At 65.8% G+C, this 16,665-nt stretch carries 13 protein-coding genes; 4 read left to right on the top strand and 9 right to left on the bottom strand.

The genetic code is table 11. From position 1 onward, the window contains the following. Positions 1 to 80 precede the first annotated feature (80 nt). Complete coding sequence (locus tag BMI01S_RS03825; RefSeq protein WP_028230651.1) at positions 81 to 1,670, bottom strand: inorganic phosphate transporter; 1,590 nt, start codon at positions 1,668 to 1,670, stop codon at positions 81 to 83. A gap of 126 nt (positions 1,671 to 1,796) precedes the next feature. Here BMI01S_RS03825 and BMI01S_RS03820 point away from each other — a divergent pair, with 126 nt between their 5' ends. Continuing rightward, positions 1,797 to 3,479: a sensor domain-containing diguanylate cyclase gene (locus BMI01S_RS03820; RefSeq protein ID WP_063619590.1), complete on the top strand. Its 1,683-nt coding sequence runs from the start codon at positions 1,797 to 1,799 to the stop codon at positions 3,477 to 3,479. 82 nt (positions 3,480 to 3,561) lie between these two features. Here BMI01S_RS03820 and BMI01S_RS03815 read toward each other — a convergent pair whose 3' ends face one another. After that, positions 3,562 to 3,966: a helix-turn-helix domain-containing protein gene (locus BMI01S_RS03815; RefSeq protein WP_028209627.1), complete on the bottom strand. Its 405-nt coding sequence runs from the start codon at positions 3,964 to 3,966 to the stop codon at positions 3,562 to 3,564. A 757-nt stretch (positions 3,967 to 4,723) separates the two neighbouring features. On the opposite strand from BMI01S_RS03815, the gene BMI01S_RS03810 reads away from it, so the two are divergent. After that, a complete protein-coding gene (locus BMI01S_RS03810; protein ID WP_028230650.1) occupies positions 4,724 to 5,338 on the top strand; it encodes a hypothetical protein in 615 nt (204 codons plus the stop codon). Between the two features lie 111 nt (positions 5,339 to 5,449). On the opposite strand, the gene BMI01S_RS03805 is transcribed toward BMI01S_RS03810, so the two are convergent. The 5 genes from BMI01S_RS03805 to BMI01S_RS03780 all read right to left on the bottom strand — a co-directional run bounded on the left by BMI01S_RS03805 (position 5,450) and on the right by BMI01S_RS03780 (position 11,438). Continuing rightward, entirely contained in the window at positions 5,450 to 5,695 is a 246-nt protein-coding gene (locus BMI01S_RS03805; RefSeq protein ID WP_042288352.1) for a DUF2964 family protein, read from the bottom strand. A gap of 355 nt (positions 5,696 to 6,050) precedes the next feature. Continuing rightward, a complete protein-coding gene (gene fliD / locus BMI01S_RS03800) occupies positions 6,051 to 7,511 on the bottom strand; it encodes a flagellar filament capping protein FliD (RefSeq protein WP_036044723.1) in 1,461 nt (486 codons plus the stop codon). A 160-nt stretch (positions 7,512 to 7,671) separates the two neighbouring features. Further along, entirely contained in the window at positions 7,672 to 8,265 is a 594-nt protein-coding gene (locus tag BMI01S_RS03795; RefSeq protein ID WP_028230648.1) for an IMPACT family protein, read from the bottom strand. Positions 8,266 to 9,101: 836 nt separating this feature from the next. After that, entirely contained in the window at positions 9,102 to 9,419 is a 318-nt protein-coding gene (locus BMI01S_RS03785; protein ID WP_028209621.1) for a hypothetical protein, read from the bottom strand. Between the two features lie 330 nt (positions 9,420 to 9,749). Beyond that, the gene (locus BMI01S_RS03780; protein ID WP_028209620.1) at positions 9,750 to 11,438 is read right to left on the bottom strand and encodes an acyl-CoA synthetase; all 1,689 of its coding nucleotides are present in this window, start codon (positions 11,436 to 11,438) and stop codon (positions 9,750 to 9,752) included. 194 nt (positions 11,439 to 11,632) lie between these two features. Between BMI01S_RS03780 and BMI01S_RS03775 the strand changes: the two genes are divergently transcribed. Further along, the gene (locus BMI01S_RS03775) at positions 11,633 to 12,385 is read left to right on the top strand and encodes a Crp/Fnr family transcriptional regulator (protein ID WP_154671211.1); all 753 of its coding nucleotides are present in this window, start codon (positions 11,633 to 11,635) and stop codon (positions 12,383 to 12,385) included. Between the two features lie 149 nt (positions 12,386 to 12,534). Further along, positions 12,535 to 12,909, top strand: coding sequence for a DUF4148 domain-containing protein (locus BMI01S_RS03770; RefSeq protein WP_028209618.1), 375 nt, complete (start codon positions 12,535 to 12,537; stop codon positions 12,907 to 12,909). An 82-nt stretch (positions 12,910 to 12,991) separates the two neighbouring features. On the opposite strand, the gene BMI01S_RS03765 is transcribed toward BMI01S_RS03770, so the two are convergent. Both BMI01S_RS03765 and BMI01S_RS03760 read right to left on the bottom strand, forming a co-directional pair. Continuing rightward, the gene (locus tag BMI01S_RS03765) at positions 12,992 to 14,812 is read right to left on the bottom strand and encodes a peptidoglycan D,D-transpeptidase FtsI family protein (protein ID WP_042288349.1); all 1,821 of its coding nucleotides are present in this window, start codon (positions 14,810 to 14,812) and stop codon (positions 12,992 to 12,994) included. 195 nt (positions 14,813 to 15,007) lie between these two features. Continuing rightward, complete coding sequence (locus BMI01S_RS03760; RefSeq protein WP_028230646.1) at positions 15,008 to 16,555, bottom strand: methyl-accepting chemotaxis protein; 1,548 nt, start codon at positions 16,553 to 16,555, stop codon at positions 15,008 to 15,010. Positions 16,556 to 16,665: the final 110 nt, after the last annotated feature.

The following is a 16,665-nucleotide window of genomic DNA, read 5'->3' as shown; positions in this document are numbered from 1 at the left end:
TGACGCTTGTGCCGTGCCACGAGGAAAGCCGCGCTTCCCATCGGGAGAGCGCGGCTTTGCTTTATGCGGTTCGCTCGGGCTCAGAAGAGGTGCTTGAACACCCAGTACAGCGCACCCGCCAGCACGATCGAAGCGGGCAGCGTGAGCACCCACGCCATCACGAGGCTGCGCACGGTGTTCCACTGCAGGCCCGAGCCGTTCGCCGCCATCGTGCCCGCCACGCCCGACGAAAGCACGTGCGTGGTCGAGACCGGCAGGCCATACACGTCCGCCGCGCCGATCGTCACCATCGCCACGACCTCGGCGCAGCCGCCCTGGCCGTAAGTCAGATGCTGCTTGCCAATGCGCTCGCCCACCGTCACCACGATGCGTTTCCAGCCCACCATCGTGCCGAGGCCGAGTGCGATCGCCACGGCCACTTTCACCCACGTAGGGATGAACTTGGTCGCGTGGTCGATCTGCTTGCGGAAGTTGAGGACCGCCTTCGCGTCCTCGGCCGGGAAGGGCACGGCCTTCTGCTTGTCGATCAGGCGGATCGCTTCGGAAACCACGTACATGTTGTTGCGCACGTTGTCGACGACCGATTGCGGCACCGCCGCAAGCGAGCCGTAGCCGCGAACCTGCTCCGCCACCTGGTTCGACAGCGCGGCGAGCGCGGGCACCGTCGTGCTGGAGAGCGAGCGTGTGCCGATGAAGCGCTCCACTTCGCCGCGCGAGTCGGCCGGTGCGGCCACGCCGTTCGTGTAGCGCTCGAGCGCGCGGGTGGCGTCGTGCGCAACGGCGATGAAGGTTTGCGTCTGCTCGGCCGTCACGGCGCGGTTCAGCGCATAGGCGGTCGGCACCGTGCCGATCAGGATCAGCATGATGAGGCCCATCCCTTTCTGACCGTCGTTCGAGCCGTGTGCGAAGGAAACGCCCGTGCAGGTGAGGATGAGCAGCGCGCGGATCCAGAACGGCGGCGGCTCCTTGCCCTTCGGCTCGGCGTAGAGCGCCGGCACGCGCACGACGGCTTTCAGGATCAGCAGCAGCAAGCCGGCCAGCAGAAAACCGATGATCGGCGAAAAGAGCAGCGACTTGCCCACGCCCAGCGCCTGGCTCCAGTCCACGCCGCTCGTGCCATTCGCGCCGTGCATGAGCTGGTTCATGAGACCCACGCCGATGATCGAGCCGATGAGCGTATGCGAGCTCGACGACGGCAGTCCGAAATACCACGTGCCCAGATTCCAGATGATCGCGGCAATGAGCAGGGCGAACACCATCGCGAAGCCCGCGCTGCTGCCCACCTGCAGAATCAGTTCGACCGGCAGCAGTTGCAGGATGCCGAAAGCCACCGCGCCCGTCGACAGGAGCACGCCCAGAAAATTCCACGCGCCCGACCAGACCACGGCGACGTTGGGCGAAAGCGAATGCGTATAGATCACGGTTGCGACCGCATTCGCGGTATCGTGGAAGCCGTTCACGAACTCGAAGCCGAGCGCGATGAGGAGCGCGATGCCAAGCAGGAGCCACGGGAGCGCAGAGCTTTCGCGCACGGGCGAGAGGTCACTCGCGAGATTCATCCCGACGTACACCGCGCCGGCGGCGACGACGATCAGGAAGACGAGCAGGCTGACGTTGCGCCCGCGCGCCGGGGCGGTGTCCGGTTGCGGTGACAGGGAAAGATCTGGCATGGCAGTCGGACTCCCGGGGTGAAGACGGACAGAGGTTCGTTACCGATCGTGAACCGCTGAGGTGTCGGTTTGATGACGGTTTTGTGCCACCCATGCCCTGGCAATCGTGATCGAGGGTTAGCGCAGATGCCAAAACGGGTTCTTTCGCTGCGTATTCTGATGCGTCGATGGGCCGTCGCGCGGGCGAGGGCGGCGACGCGCCTGATCGGCAACCATCCCTTCTTCGCCGGGCTTTCCGGCACGCTCATCGCGACGGTGATGGCTGTGCTGACTTACGCGGCGATCTATGCGGGCCGCGCCGAAGCGCTGCGCCACGCGGCCGACAACTCGCGCAACGTCGTCCAGCTCATCAGCAACGACATTGCGCGCAATGTGGAGATCTACGATCTCTCGCTGCAAGCCGTGGTCGCGGCGGCCCGTCAACCGGCGACCTGGCAGATGCCCGAGGCGCTGCGCTACCGCATGTTGTTCGACCGGGCGACGGCGGCGTCGAACCTGGGCGGCGCCTATGTGATCGACGCCGAGGGCCACGTGAAAGCGTCGCAGAGCAGCGTGGCCGAGCCCATGGCGGGTAGCGTCTCGTTCGCCGACCGCGATTACTTCATCGCGGAGCAGCGCGACGCGCACGCGGGGCTCTTCTTCTCCAGGCCGTACCGTTCGCGCCTGCGCGGCGGCTTGCTCACCATCGGCCTCACGCGCCGCATCGACGCGCCCGATGGCGCGTTCGCGGGCGTTGCGCTGCTCGGCGTGCGCCTCGACTATTTTCAGCAGTTGCTGGAGCGCGTCGACCTGGGGCCGGGCAGCAATCTGTTCATCCTCATGCACGACGGCACGCTGCTCGCGAGCAAGCCGGCACTGCCGCAGGGCGCCGGGGCGAATGAGTCGGGCTTGCCGAATTACGCGGTCTTTGCCCGGCATGGCGACGCGCGAGGTGGCGACGCCCGGCGTAGCGACGCCCGACACGATGGCGGCACGTTCACGTCGCGTTCGGCGCTCGACGGCGTGGAGCGCATCTACACCTTTGCGCACGTGGACAACTCGCCGTTCATCGTCGTCGCGGCGCCCGCCGTGCAGGATGTGCTTGCCGAGTGGCGGCGGCGCAGCGGTATCGCGCTCGTGATGACTACGGTGTTCGGCGGCGCGTGGGTCGTGGTTTCGTGGATGCTCGCGTTCGCGCTGCGCGGCAAGGTGCGGGCCGAGGCGGAGCTTACGCGCCTCGCGGTGACGGACCCGCTCACGGGCCTTCCGAACCGGCGCGCACTCGATATGCGTCTCGCGGAGGAATGGCGGCGCGCGGTGCGCGAGCGCACGCCGTTGTCGCTGTTGTTCTTCGACATCGATCATTTCAAGCTCTTCAACGACACGTACGGCTACGCCGCCGGAGACGAAGTGCTGACTTTCGTGGCCGAGCGCATTGCTTCGGGATCGCGGCGCGCGACGGACCTGGCCGCCCGCATTGGCGGCGAGGAGTTCGCCGTGGTGCTGCCGGGCACGCCGCTAGACGCCGCGACGGGCATCGCGGAGAAGATCCGCAAAGGCATCGAGTCGGCCAATCTCACGCTGAGCGGTACGCAACGCGGGTGCGTGACGGTCAGCGCGGGGTGCGCGAGCTGCAATCCGCCGGAAGGCGGCAGCGGCGCGCAACTGCTGGCCGCCGCCGACCGCCTGCTCTACGAGGCCAAGGACGCGGGCCGCAATCAGGTCCGGTCGCAGCAGTGGACGGGCGAGACGGTGCAGCCGCTGGTGGACTCCGCAGCCGGAGCCCGAGGCGCGAGGCGCCCCAGCGCGATGCGACCTGATGCCACCTGATGCCACGCGATGCGACTATGCGACCTGCGGCAGCCCAAGGCGCGCCGCCTTGTGAGCGGCGCGCGGCGCCGGGCCGCGCCGGTCAGCGGGCCGATTTCGACAGCCGGTGGCCGAGGCCGAGGTTCGAGACGATCTGCCAGGTATAGACGCGCGAATAGTGCACGCCGAACTGGCGGCCGATCAGCTCGCGCACGCGGCTGTTGGTCCATGCGTCGCTCGGGAAGCCGTGGTCGCGCGCGGAGCCGTGCAGGGCGCTCGCGATCCAGCCTAGCGCGGCTTGATCGAGTACCGAAGGTCGGCCGCCCACGCTCATCTGCTGGAGCGCGGCGAGACCGCCGTCCTCGACGATCGACTTATAGCGCCTCACCGTCTGGGCGGAAAGGTGCAATGAATCGGCGACGGAATTCACCGTCGCGCCTTCCATCAACATCTGGCCGGCGGCCATTCTTCTCGCGACGCTCGGCAGGTTCTCGGTTCGGGTAAGCATGTGTTCACTCGTCGACGAAAGATTCCGGTCATGCGGCAATGAGGACGTGCCGCTCCTGTAACCCTTTTCCTGCATGCGGGTCTTGTCGCTTGCCATGGCTCCCGCGCGGGTGCGGTGACGCGAGAAACCATGACGGACGGCGAAATCGACGCCCGGACAAAGGGCGCATTCTGCGAAACGCCTCCGTGTTCCGCAGCGGATATTAATAATTGTTTTTGTAGGGAATGTGTATAGCTAGCGGAAAAATAGTCTGCTTGACTTGTGGATAATCCTGAACTAATGAGAAAAATCAACCGACCCGGATCGCTCAACAATGGGCGTGGCCGTTTCCCGTTTGATGGTGCAATGCGATCCTTCCTTCGCGGGCCGCGCTATAGCTTGACTGTTTCGCTCAAGGATTCAACCCCGAGCCGTTTTGTATGAGTAATCGCGCGATTCGGGACGTGTCCCGCGAGGTCCGTCGCCATTCAATGCGAATTAAATATAGGCGATGCATTTTTAAAGATGTTTGTTAGCGTTTCTTGCATGCTGTGACATATTGACGGACTAATGATCAATGCGGGTAAATGTGGGGCAGTTTCAGGGAGCGATTTGATTTTTCTGTGCAAAATGGTTTTGGCAAATCCATGGAATCGATTTCAATGCGGATTGGATTCGTTCGAAATGAACGAAACACGTCGGATTCGCATCGCCCCGGGAACCGGGTGGGGCTGATTATGCGGTACTGCCATTGATGGTCCACCGAAGGAGACCTCCCATGATGTTGCGCTATCGTTCGTCCTCGCCGTTGCTCGGCGCGCTGCTCGTGCTTGCCCTTGGCGTGTCGCCGAACGTGCCGCTGCGTGCGCAGACGGCATCGGAAGCCGCGCCCGAGAGTGCGCCAGGCGCCACGCTCCAGATCGGCGAAGTCCAGACTACGGCAAAAGTCGTGAGCATCGATGCCGCCAACAATGCGGTCACATTCCGCGGCGCGCGCGGCAAGCAGGTGACGGTCACGGTCGATCCCACGGTGGGCGACGTGAGCAAGCTCAAGCCCGGCGACGAAGTGAAGATCCTCTACAAGGAGGCGCTGCTGCTGCGTGCCGACAAGGTGGCGACGAGGGGCATACGCTCGCGCGTCGATACGGTCGCTACCACGCCCGCTTCCGGTGGCGTTGCGGCGACCGCGCGCAGCGTGCAGGTGGTCGCGACGGTGGAGAAGATCGATCGCAAGAGCCGCAAGGTCGCGTTGCGCGGGCCGAATCGCACGGTCGTGGTGGTGGCGCCGCCGGACGTGCCGCTCGAGTCGATCAAGGTGGGTGACAGCATTCGCGCCGACTATGTGGGCGCGACGGCGGTGCAGGTCACGCGCGGTGGCCAGCCCGTGCAGTGAGGTGACGCCGGAGTGCGCCTGATCGAGTGGCGTTGCGCGCTTTGGCCTCGGTGCCGCTGCCGAAGCGCGCTAATCAACGCCAGGCGAATCCCAGGCGAACCCCAGGCGACGCTAATCGACGCGATTGCGATCGCGCACGAGGATGGTGACGTAAATCGCCGTACAGACGATGATGACCGCCACGCCGGTGATGACCTTCTGGCGGTCGAAGTTGATGAGGCCGACCACCGCGATGGCAATGCCGGCGGCAGAGCCAAGCGTGCCCATGGCCGCCACGAAAATGCGCATCTTGCTCCACACGCGATGGCGTCGCTCGGGACCTGCGCCTTCGATAAACCGATGCAGTCGATCAAACATGGCGTCTTTTCCGGTAGGGTAATGGGCGGCCATGCAGGCGCGATTGAACGAGCGGCCAGACCCAAAACGAATTATAGCGAGCCCATTATCACGCGTTCATTCGCTTTTCAGTGTCACCGCGCCGGAATTCTTGATCGTTTTTTGCGCGCGTTTAAGTTTGTCTTAATTTTGGGTCGCCATGATCGGCTCGTCGGGTCGCTTCGATAGTTCGATTCGATAGTTCGATTCGCAGTTGTTCTTCACGTCCCCTGTTGGCCGCCGAAAAGTTCGGCGGCTTTTTTTTGCGTGCGGTTCGGGTTTGCCGGCGTCGAGCCGCGCGCTTGCCACGTTGCTCGACGCCGCGTTCCGGCAAGCGCTATTTGTGGTTGGTCGCCAGCGCGCCCGCGCTGTTGGCGCCGCCGAAAAGCTGCGTCAGGTATTGCTGGCTCTGGTTCATCATCGACATCAGCGTATTGAGCGCGGTGAACTGGCGGTTGAATTGCGCGGTGAGCTGAGTGGCGCGCGCATCGAGCGTGGCCGCTTGCTTCCTGGTGTCCTCGATCTCCTTGTTGATCGCCGTGCTGCGCCGCTCGATGATGCCGCTCGACTGCACGTAGGGCGTGATGGCGCTGTTCATCTTCGCGGCCATGCCGTCACTGCGGAACAGCGCGGCAATGGCACTGTTGCCCGGTTGCAGCGCTGTCTTGAACGTCTCGTCGTCGATCTCCAGCTTGCCGCTCTTGTCGAGCTTTATGCCGAGCTCGCCTAGCGAATGGCGCGTGCCGTCGCTGCCCTTCGCACCCGCCGCAACGACCGCGGGCAGCGCCGCCGCGAGCGTGCGCGCAATCGAGTCGCCGAGCAGCGCGCCCGCCTGCGCGCCAGTCGAGCCCGTGCCGGCCGTGTAGGAGGTCAGCCCGTTGAGGGCATCGACATAGCTGTTGTACGCCTTCACGAAATTGCGGATAGCGGTGCCCGTCGCTTCGGTGTCGGGCGCAATGGTGAGCGTCTGCTTCGTGCCCGCCGAGGCGCTTTCGAGCTTGATCGTGAGCCCGCTGACCACGTCCTCCAGCGTGTTGCTCGCGCTCGTCGCGCGGGTGCCGTCGATGCGCACTTCGGCGTCGCCGGCCGCCACGACTTCGCGCATTTGTGCGGACCCAAGGCGCGCGTCGACACCCGACCCCGGCGTCACCTCGATTGCGTTGACCACGCCCGTCTTGTTCGAGGTCAGCACGAGATGCTGGCCGTCCGAGCCGTTGATGACCGACGCCGTGACGCCCGGATTATCCTTCGCCCGGTTGATCGCCGCGGCGACGTCCGTGAGCGTGTTGCTGCCCGCGGCGAGGGTCAGGCGCATGGCGCTGCCGCCCACCGAGATGTCGAGGCTCCCCTCGCCGAGCGTCTCGCTGGTGTCGAATGCATCCGAGGCAAGTTTGTGCGCCGTCGCCAGATGATCGACTTCCACGGTGAAGCGGCTCGCCACGGCGCCCTTGCCGGCCACCGCGCTCAAACCTTTGTCTTTCTCGCTCGTCGCGACGGTGAAGCGTTGCAGCGCGGCGCCGTCCTTGAACGGTTCGAGTGTGGTCTGAAGCGAGGCGAGCGCCGACTTCAGCGTGCCGAGCGCCGACAGCGTCGTGTTGCTGGCGTTTTGCTTCGCGACGAGGATCGCGCTCGGCCCTGCGATCTTCGCATTGACGAGCGCCTTGACGAGCTGGTTGACGTCGAGCGAGGAGTGGGTGGCGCCGCTGATGATCGATTGCGCGGCGTCGTTCAAGGCGCTGTTCGCGCTGGCAATCGTGGCGTTGGTGGCGTTGGTGGTGTTCGTGATCGTGCTTGCCATGAAAGAGGTCCGTTCGTTCCTGGTGCGTCGGATCGACGGGACGCGCGATTGCGCGGCCATGCTTTCATTACGGCAAGCTTGCTGGAAACTTTATGTAAGTATCGAAAATAAGTTGAAAGAATCACGCGCTTCGTCGCGCGGCATCGCGCGCGACGCGGCCTCAGACGTGCTCCGGAAATCCCGCGCGGCCCTGCGTGAGGTCGCGCAGCGCGTCGCGGGCGGTGCCAATGGCGCTGGCGGGCAACTGGATCGTGAGGCGGACGGTCATCGTGTACTGACTCTCGACGAGCGCGAATTGCGCCTGCTCGATCCAGTGGCGAACGCGGGTTTCGTCGGGGTAGCCCATCTCGACGGTAAGGCGCGCCTGCTCGATGCGTTCGACGCGCACGGCTCCATGCAACGCGCTGGCGATGGCGTCGGTATAGGCCCGCACGAGGCCGCCCGCGCCGAGCTTCACGCCGCCGTAGTAGCGAACCACGGCAGCGAGCACGCCGTCGAGGTCGTGGTGGCGCAGGACTTCGAGGATCGGCCGTCCCGCGGTGCCCGAAGGTTCGCCGTCGTCCGACATGCCGGACTGGCCGCCCGCGAGCAGCGCCCAGCAGACGTGCGCGGCGGTGGGGTGTTCGTCGCGCAGACGGTGTATTTCCGCCATGGCCGCTTCGCGGTTGGCAACGGGAATGGCGTGCGCGATGAAACGGCTCTTGCGGATCTCGAGTTCCGCGCTGACGGGATGGGCGAGCGTGAAAGTAGGCACAGGCGGGTTGGTACGGCAGGTGGGTGACGCGGGCTAAGCCACCATGTTAACCGATGCGCACGGGCGGCTTTCCTCGTCCGTCCCCCTATCGTGCCAATTTATGTAAGGGTTTCTTGCGCCAGGTGCTAGTGACGCACCGGCCTTGTGGCCTGATAATGCTCGCCATGACGGATCTAGCTCTGGCTGGAGCGAAGCCGAACTCCTCATTCGGTGATCCGTCATATCCCTTCTCTCGCGGCGCCGTTCCGGCGCCGACGCGCAAGCCTCCCATCGCCCACGCCCGTCGGACGAATAGCCAGGCGCCAGGCGTGCAAAAAAATCCCCGGTCGGAATGTCTCACGACCGGGGTTACAAGGCTCGCCTGTTCTCAAGAGGCAGTTGCACCTTACGTCCGCAAAATGGTTGGCGCAATCGGAAAAAAAACCTGGTGCGCGTGGCGCCTGAAGCGCGCTAGTGTCCGGCGTTGCGCCGCCGCGAGCGCGCAAAAAATCCCGGCCATCGCTGCCGGGCAATGAGAATACACGGTGCGCTCCGGGGAACGAAACGCCCATTAACGGTACCTGCCGCCCGCGCGGCCGGCAACGCACGCGCATTACCCGCCATTACTGACCGCGACCTTTCGCGGCGCCGGCCCGCGTTTGCATCGCGCGCTGGATGCACTGTATGGCGGCCCGTTTCGGAAAAACGATTCGGATAGCGAACGATTTTTTCGCCAACATCCACGCGCGGAGAAGTCAGGCCCGGAAATGTGCCGAGGCCGGTCTCCCTCTCGGGAGGACCGGCCTCGGTGTGCCGCTATCGGGCGCCGCGAGCGAGCGCGGCTTCTGGATCACGGATCAGTAACGCGGCGGGGGTGGCGGACGACGGTCGTCGTCGCGGTAGCGCGGGGGACCCGGATCATGCGGATGACGGTGCATCCACTCGTCGTGCTCCCAGTAGCGGTGGCCATCGTAGTAACGGCCCTCGTGCCAGCCAATCGACACGTGTGCGTCCACCGGCATCATGTGCGGCGCGCCGTATTGGTGTGCCGAATCGGCACGCGCGCCAAACGGCGCGGACTGAGCAAACGCGCTCGATGCGCCCAGCAAGGCGCCGCCGGCGACGAGCGCAGCAGCGATAGCGCGGGCGGGGGTCTTCCAGCTCTTCGTATTCATTGCAGTTACCTCCTCTTCGATTGCGTCGTCGCACGGCAGCGATGTGCCTTGCGTTGCGACCACGGTTCAAAGCTTATCGGTCGGAAGAGGGGCAATGCGTGACTACTTGTAAGCTTTCGTTTCATACGATTCTTCCTGCACAAAAGGCGCAAAAGGGCCGATCTGACAATCGGCCCTTGATGCAGAAAGGATTAAACGCCGCCCTTCGCAAATGACGGAAAGCGCCCGAGGGTCGGGCTGTCAACTGACGTTACATTCGGGCTGCGGTGGCCGCCCGAATGTCTCGTGGATCGCAGTCGATGCATGCCGCAAAGACTCACAATGCCTTTTTTACCGGTTCGTCTGAGGCGGCGATTGCGGAGCTTGCGCCGCTTCTGCGCTGCTCAAATCGATTGCGCTTTGCGAATTCAGTTGCGTGCGCAACTCATATTTCTGGATCTTGCCCGTTGCCGTGCGCGGCAGCTCGCCGAATCTCACGGCGCGCGGCACCTTGTAGTGCGCGAGAAAGAGCCGGCAGTGCGCGATGATCTCCTCGGCCGTGGCGCTCGCGCCGGGCCGCAGTTCGACGAACGCGCAAGGCACTTCGCCCCACTTCGGATCGGGCATCGCCACGACTGCGGCAAGCGCGACGGCCGGGTGGCGATACAGCGTGTCTTCGACTTCGATGCTCGAAATGTTCTCGCCGCCCGAAATGATGATGTCCTTGCTGCGGTCGGTGATGCGCACGTAGCCGTCGGGCGTCATCACGCCGAGGTCGCCCGTGTGGAACCAGCCTCCGCGGAACGCCTCTTCAGTCGCTCGCTCGTTCTTGAGGTAGCCCTTCATGCAGATGTTGCCGCGGAACATGATCTCGCCGAGCGTTTCACCGTCCGCCGGCACGGGCTCCATTGTCTGTGCGTTGCGCACGCTCACGCCGCTTTGCAGGTGATAGCGCACGCCCTGGCGAGCGGCGAGGCGCGCCTGCTCGTCTTCGGGCAGCGTCTTCCAGCTTTCCTGCACCGCGCACACCGCCGCGGGGCCGTACACCTCGGTCAATCCATAGACATGCGTGAGCTCGATGCCGATCGACTTCATCTTCGCGATCACGGCGGGTGCGGGCGGCGCACCGGCGACCATCGTGTGCACCGTGTGGGCGATGCCTTCGCGATATTCGGAGGGGGCGTCGGCGAGTGCGCCCTGCACGATCGGCGCGCCGCAATAGTGCGTGACGCGCTCACTGCGAATGAGATCGAACACGAGCTTCGCGTCGAACCTGCGCAGGCATACGTTCACGCCCGCGCGCGCGGCGATCGTCCAGGCGAAGCACCAGCCGTTGCAGTGAAAGAGCGGCAGCGTCCAGAGGTACACGGCGTGCTTGGGCAGATCCCATTCGAGGATGTTGCTCACCGCGTTGAGGTAGGCCCCGCGATGGTGATAGACCACGCCCTTGGGGTCGCCCGTGGTGCCCGAGGTGTAATTGAGCGCGATGGCGTCCCATTCGTCGCTCGGCGGCGTCCAGGCGAACTCGGGGTCGCCCTGTTCGAGGAAGGCCTCGTAGTCGGTCGCACGCGCGAAGCTCTCGGGATCGGCGGGCGCGATGTCGGCCACGCTGATGATCTTGAGGTTAGGAAACGCGATTGCCGCGCGCTGCGCGAGCGCGGCGTATTCGGTATCGACGATCAGCGCCTTCGCTTCGCCATGACGCAGCATGAACAGCATGGTTGCGACATCGAGTCGCGTGTTGAGCGTGTTGAGCACGGCGCCCGCCATGGGCACGCCGAAGTGCGCCTCGACCATAGCGGGGATATTGGGCAGCAGTGCCGCCACGGTGTCGCCGCGGCCGATGCCCGCCTGCGCGAGCGCGCTGGCCAGCCGCCGCGTGCGCGCGTAGGTCTCGCGCCAGTTGCGGCGTACGTCGCCGTGGACCACCGCGAGCCGGTCGCCATAGACTTCGGCGGCGCGGGCGATGAAATCGATGGGCGTGAGCGGCACATAATTGGCCTCGCACTGCGCGAGACCTTCTTCGTACGGGTGCAACATGGCTGTCTCCAGACGATAGATTGGGCCGGGGCGGCCGGTTATCGGTTTATAGGTATGATTCGCGCTACCGTAGCAGGGGCGCGCCTGCCAGTCTGTCGCCGGCACGACAGAGCAGGCCGCTTTGCACGATCCCGATCGATACGATCCAGCCAAAAATTGACTTAACCCAGGAAAGCGCGATGTCGCAATCCATTATGCCTCCAGACCCGGCGCCGCCCGAGCGCGATTCATGGCGCGAGGGCGAACGCATCGACGCCGCGAACGCGCCGCGCCTTGCCGCGCTCTTCGAGCGCTGCACGTGGTTTCGCGCACTCGCGCCCGAGCATCGCGCCTGGGTGCTGGCTTCCTCGCATGCCCAGGGCTATGCCGCGGGCGCCATCGTCGCCGCGCGCGAAGCGCCCTCCGACTGGTGGCTCGGCGTGAGCCAGGGTCTCGTGAAGCTCGCGATCTTCAACGCTTCGGGGCGCGGCTGCACGTTCTCGGGCGTGCCGCATGGCGGCTGGTTCGGCGAGGGCAGTGTCATCAAGCGCGAGCCGCGCAAGTACGACGTGATCGCGCTGCAGCCGTCGCTCGTCATGGCCGTGCCCGCGGACACCTTTCACCGGCTCATGGACTGCAGCCTGCCGTTCAACCGCTTCGTGATCCACCAGCTCAACAACCGCATGGGCGAGTTCATCGCGCTGATCCAGAACAGCCGGTTGCTCGACGTGGATGCGCGGGTCGCGCAGTCGCTCGCGCAAATGTTCAATCCCGATCTCTATCCCGAGACGGGACGTGCGCTCGACATCTCGCAGGAGGAGATCGGCATGCTGGCGGGCGCGTCGCGGCAGCGAATCAACCAGGCCTTGCAGACGCTCGAGCGGCACGGGCTCGTCTCGCTCTCGTACAACCGCGTGGATGTGCTCGATCTCGATGGGCTGCGCGCATTCGGCCGCGATCAGATCTGAGCGCACAGAAGTCCTCACCAATCTTGCGCGGAATAGAAGACTCTCTCCCGCGCGAGCCGGTTTTTGCCCATTGCACCTCTGCGTAGACTTTGCGCATCGACTCATCGCGCCACACGGGCCGTGAGTCCTTGAACAAAGAGGAAAGCAAGGTGAAGAATGTAATGCTCCGCGCGGCGGTGGTTTCTATGATGGCGATCGTGCCCGCTGTGTCGTTTGCCCAGTCCGCCGGCAACGGCAATGGCCCGGTGACGCGCGCTCAGGTGTCCCAGGAGCTGATCGATCTGGAGTCGGTGGGCTACAACCCGTCGGCGGCGAACAACGCCACGTATCCCGACGACGTGGAACTCGCCATGCGCCGCCTCGCGGAAAAGCGCGCCGAACAAGCGCGCCTCGCGCAAGAGCGGCAGCGCCAGGAACCGGTCGCGCAATCCGGTTATGGCGACCCGCCTGCGGTGAACGTGGAAAGTGGCGGGCCCGCTACCGTGTCAGGCGGCGAGCCGTCGCGCGTGTATCGCCATCATTGACAGCGCCGTTCGACGTTAAGAGACGCTCCGCTCGGTAACCGTGCGCGAGCCGTGCGCGGGATGCCGACGCGCACTGCCCCAATCAGCGTGTCGACCGGGCGGCGCAGTTCGTATCGGCCGCGCCGCACGCCGCCATCCGGGATGCCGAGGTGCCCTCCGCGCTGGCCGCGGTGTCCGGCGGCACGCCGAGCAGTTGCAGCGCGCCGGCCGTCACGCCCGCGAACACGGGCCCAGCGACCGTGCCGCCATAGAAGGCCTTGCCCGCCGGGTCGTCGATCATCACCGCCACGATCACGCGCGGTGCGCTCATCGGCGCCATGCCGACGAACAGCGCGCGATAGCGGTTCTTCGCATAGCCCGCGCCGATCTGCTTGCGCGCCGTGCCCGTCTTGCCGCCCACACGATAGCCGTCCACGTTGGCGGCCCGCCCCGTGCCGCCGTCGCTCGTCGCCATCTCCAGCATCTTGCGCATGGCGGCCGCCGTGGCCGGCGTCGTGACGCTGCGCGGGCCCCGTGCCTGCGTTGGCATTTGCGCGCTGCCCGGGTCGCCTTGCCCATCGCGCAGCAGCGTGACCGGATGCAGCGTGCCGTCCCCGGCGTAGGCCGTGTAGATCTGCGCCATCTGCAGGAGCGACGCGGAAAGGCCATAGCCGTACGCCATCGTCGCCTGCTCGATGGGCCGCCAGCGCGCCCACGGCCGCACGCGGCCAGCCGCCACGCCGGGGAACGTGACGCCGGGCTTCTCCCCAAGGCCGTACGCCTGATACTTGTCCCAGATGGTCTGCGCGGGGAGATTCAGCGCGAGCTTGGCGAGCGCGATATTGCTCGACTTCTGGATGGCCTCGGCCACGGTCATGCGGCCGTGGTTCGAGGTGTCGTGGATCGTTGCGGGGCCGATGCGGTACGTGCCCGGCGATGTGTCGATGATCGTGTTCGCGTTGACCTTGCGCAGATCCATCGCGAGCGAGACCACCACGGGCTTGATCGTCGAACCGGGCTCGAACGTGTCGACCACGGCGCGATTTCGCAACTGATTGCCGGTGAGCCGCGCGCGGTCGTTCGGGTCGAATGAAGGCCAGTTCGCGAGCGCGAGGATTTCGCCGTTCTGCGCGTCGAGCACCACGACGCTGCCTGCCTGGGCGTGGTGTCTGGCCACGGCCGCCTTGAGCTGCGTGTAGGCGAGTTGCTGCACGCGGCGGTCGATCGTGAGTTGCACGGTTTCGCCGTTGCGCGGCTGCACGCGTGAGCTGGGCTCCGAAACCACGCGCCCGAGCCGGTCGCGGATGACTTCGCGCTGGCCCGGCGTGCCGCGCAGCCGCGCGTTGGCGGCGAGCTCCACGCCCTCCTGGCCCGCGTCTTCGATATCGGTGAAGCCCACCACGTGCGCCGCCGATTCGCCCTCGGGGTAGTAGCGCTTCGAGTCCGCGATCAGGGTGATGCCGCCCGTGCCCATCTCGTCGATGTGCGCCGCGGTTTCTGCGTCCACCTGGCGCTTGAGCAGCACGAAGGAGCGGTCGTTGCCGACGCGCCGGTCCAGCTCCGCGAGCGGCATGTCGAGCAGGCGTGCGAGCGGCGCGTGCGCGGCCGCATCGAGCAGCCTGGGATTCACCCAGACTTCGAAGGTCGCGAGGCTCACGGCCAGCAGCGCGCCGTTGCGGTCGACGATGCGCCCGCGCATGGCGTCGAGTTCCAGCGTGCGCTGGTAGCGCTTTTGGCCCTGCTTCACGTAGAAGCCGTGATTGGCCACCTGTACCCAGAACGCGCGCCCCGCCAGCGCCGCGAAGGCCGCGAACGTGACGAACACGATGAACCTGGAGCGCCACGCGGGCAGGCGCGGCGCAAGCATCGGGTGACGGGTCGCGGCCGCGTGCGGGTCGCGCGGCGGTTTCCTGGAGCGGATCATCGGCAAGGCGGGGTGGGGGGCAGCGTCACATTGTAAACATTGTGTAATTGAATTGAAATGCTGCGCGCACGCGCGCCACGCGGCCGGGCGCGCGTGGCGGGCCGTCATGCGGCTGGGGGCGAACAGGGGAGGCGGAAAACGAAGCGGGCCGCGAACGCGGCCCGGCAGGAAGGCGGGGGAATCAGCGCCGCGGCGTCAAGCGTGCGCCGGCAACTGGAAGCTCGCGATCGACTCGCGCAGCACGTTCACCTGATCCTTGAGCGAATGCGCAGCGGCCGCGGCCTGTTCGACGAGCGCCGCATTCTGCTGTGTCACCTGATCCATCTCGCCCACGGCGCGGTTGACCTGCTCGATGCCGGCGCTCTGCTCGCGCGAGGCGTTGCTGATTTCCTCGAGGATCTCGTGCACGCGCCGCACCGACTGCACGATCTCGGTCATCGTCGAGCCCGCATTGGTCACGAGCTGCTGGCCTTCGGTCACGGTGCCGGTGGACTTTTCGATCAGCGCCTTGATCTCCTTGGCGGCCGTGGCCGAGCGCTGCGCGAGACTGCGTACCTCGGCGGCCACCACTGCGAAGCCGCGGCCCTGTTCGCCCGCACGCGCGGCTTCCACGGCCGCGTTCAAGGCCAGGATGTTGGTCTGGAACGCAATGCCGTCGATCACGCCGATGATGTCGCCGATCTGCTGCGAGCTCGTCGTGATCTCGCCCATGGTGCGCACCACGTCGTCCACCACGGCGCTGCCGCGCGTCGCGACGTTGGCGGCCTCGCTCGCGAGCGTCGCCGCATGCTGGGCGCTGTCCGCGTTCTGGCGCACGTTCGCCGTCATCTGGTCCATGCTCGAGGCGGTCTGCACGAGCGCCGCCGCCTGCTCTTCGGTGCGCTGCGAGAGATCGGTGTTGCCTGCCGCAATCTCGTTGGCGCCCACGTTGATGTTCTCCGCGCCGCTGCGCACGCGCGAGACGGTTTGCACGAGCGAGGCTTGCATCGTTGCGAGCGCACGCATCAGGCTGTGCTCGTTCGAGCCTTCCACCTGCAGATGCAGGCTGAGGTCGCCGTTGGCGATGCGGTTGGCCGCGTCCACCGCGCCTTCGAGCTCGCCGCCGATGCTGCTGCGCACGCTGCGCACCACGAACACCATCACGGCGGTGGCGGCGGCGCCCAGCAGGAAGGTGACGCCGAGCCAGTGCAGCAGGCTGTCGTAGAACTCGGCGCGCACGTCGTCCATGTACATGCCGGTCACGATCACCCAGTCCCACGGCGCGAAGCGGCGTCCGTAGCTCGTCTTCTGCACCGGTTCGCTCTGCCCGGGCTTGGCCCAGAGGTAGTCGAGGAAGCCGCCGTTCGGGCCGCTCGCCGCGTTCACGAGCCCAGTGAATATGTGGGTGCCCGCGGGGTCGGTGGAGGCGCTGAGGTCCTTGCCGTTGAGCTCCGGCTTGATCGGGTGCATCAGCATGACCGCCTGCGAGTTGTTGACGCTCAGATAGCCGTCGGAGCCGTAGCGGATCGAGCCGATCACGGCGAGCGCCGTCTTCTGGGCGTCGGCTTCGGATAGCGCGTTGCGTTGCGAGAGGCCGTAGTAGTAGTTCGCGACGCTCGCCGCTTCTTCCACGAGCGTGGTGAGCTGCGCGCGGCGCTCGCGGATCATCGCCTCGCGGCTTTGCCAGGCGCCAAACGCGACGATCAAGATCAGGCCGATCCAGAGAATCGCGATCATCGAGCGGAGTTTCTTGTTGAGGGTCATCTTCTGCATGGTCGGTCGGGTGTCGAGATGGGCTGCTTGACGGTCCGGACGTGGGTGCGAACGAGGCCGTCAGCCTGTGTTAACGGCTCGCGCAAACGTGCGCGCGACCC

The organism is Paraburkholderia mimosarum LMG 23256 = NBRC 106338 (assembly GCF_000739815.1).
Classification (GTDB): domain Bacteria; phylum Pseudomonadota; class Gammaproteobacteria; order Burkholderiales; family Burkholderiaceae; genus Paraburkholderia; species Paraburkholderia mimosarum.
Note: the sequence above shows the minus strand (reverse complement) of the source record. Positions and strands in the feature narration are given on the sequence as shown.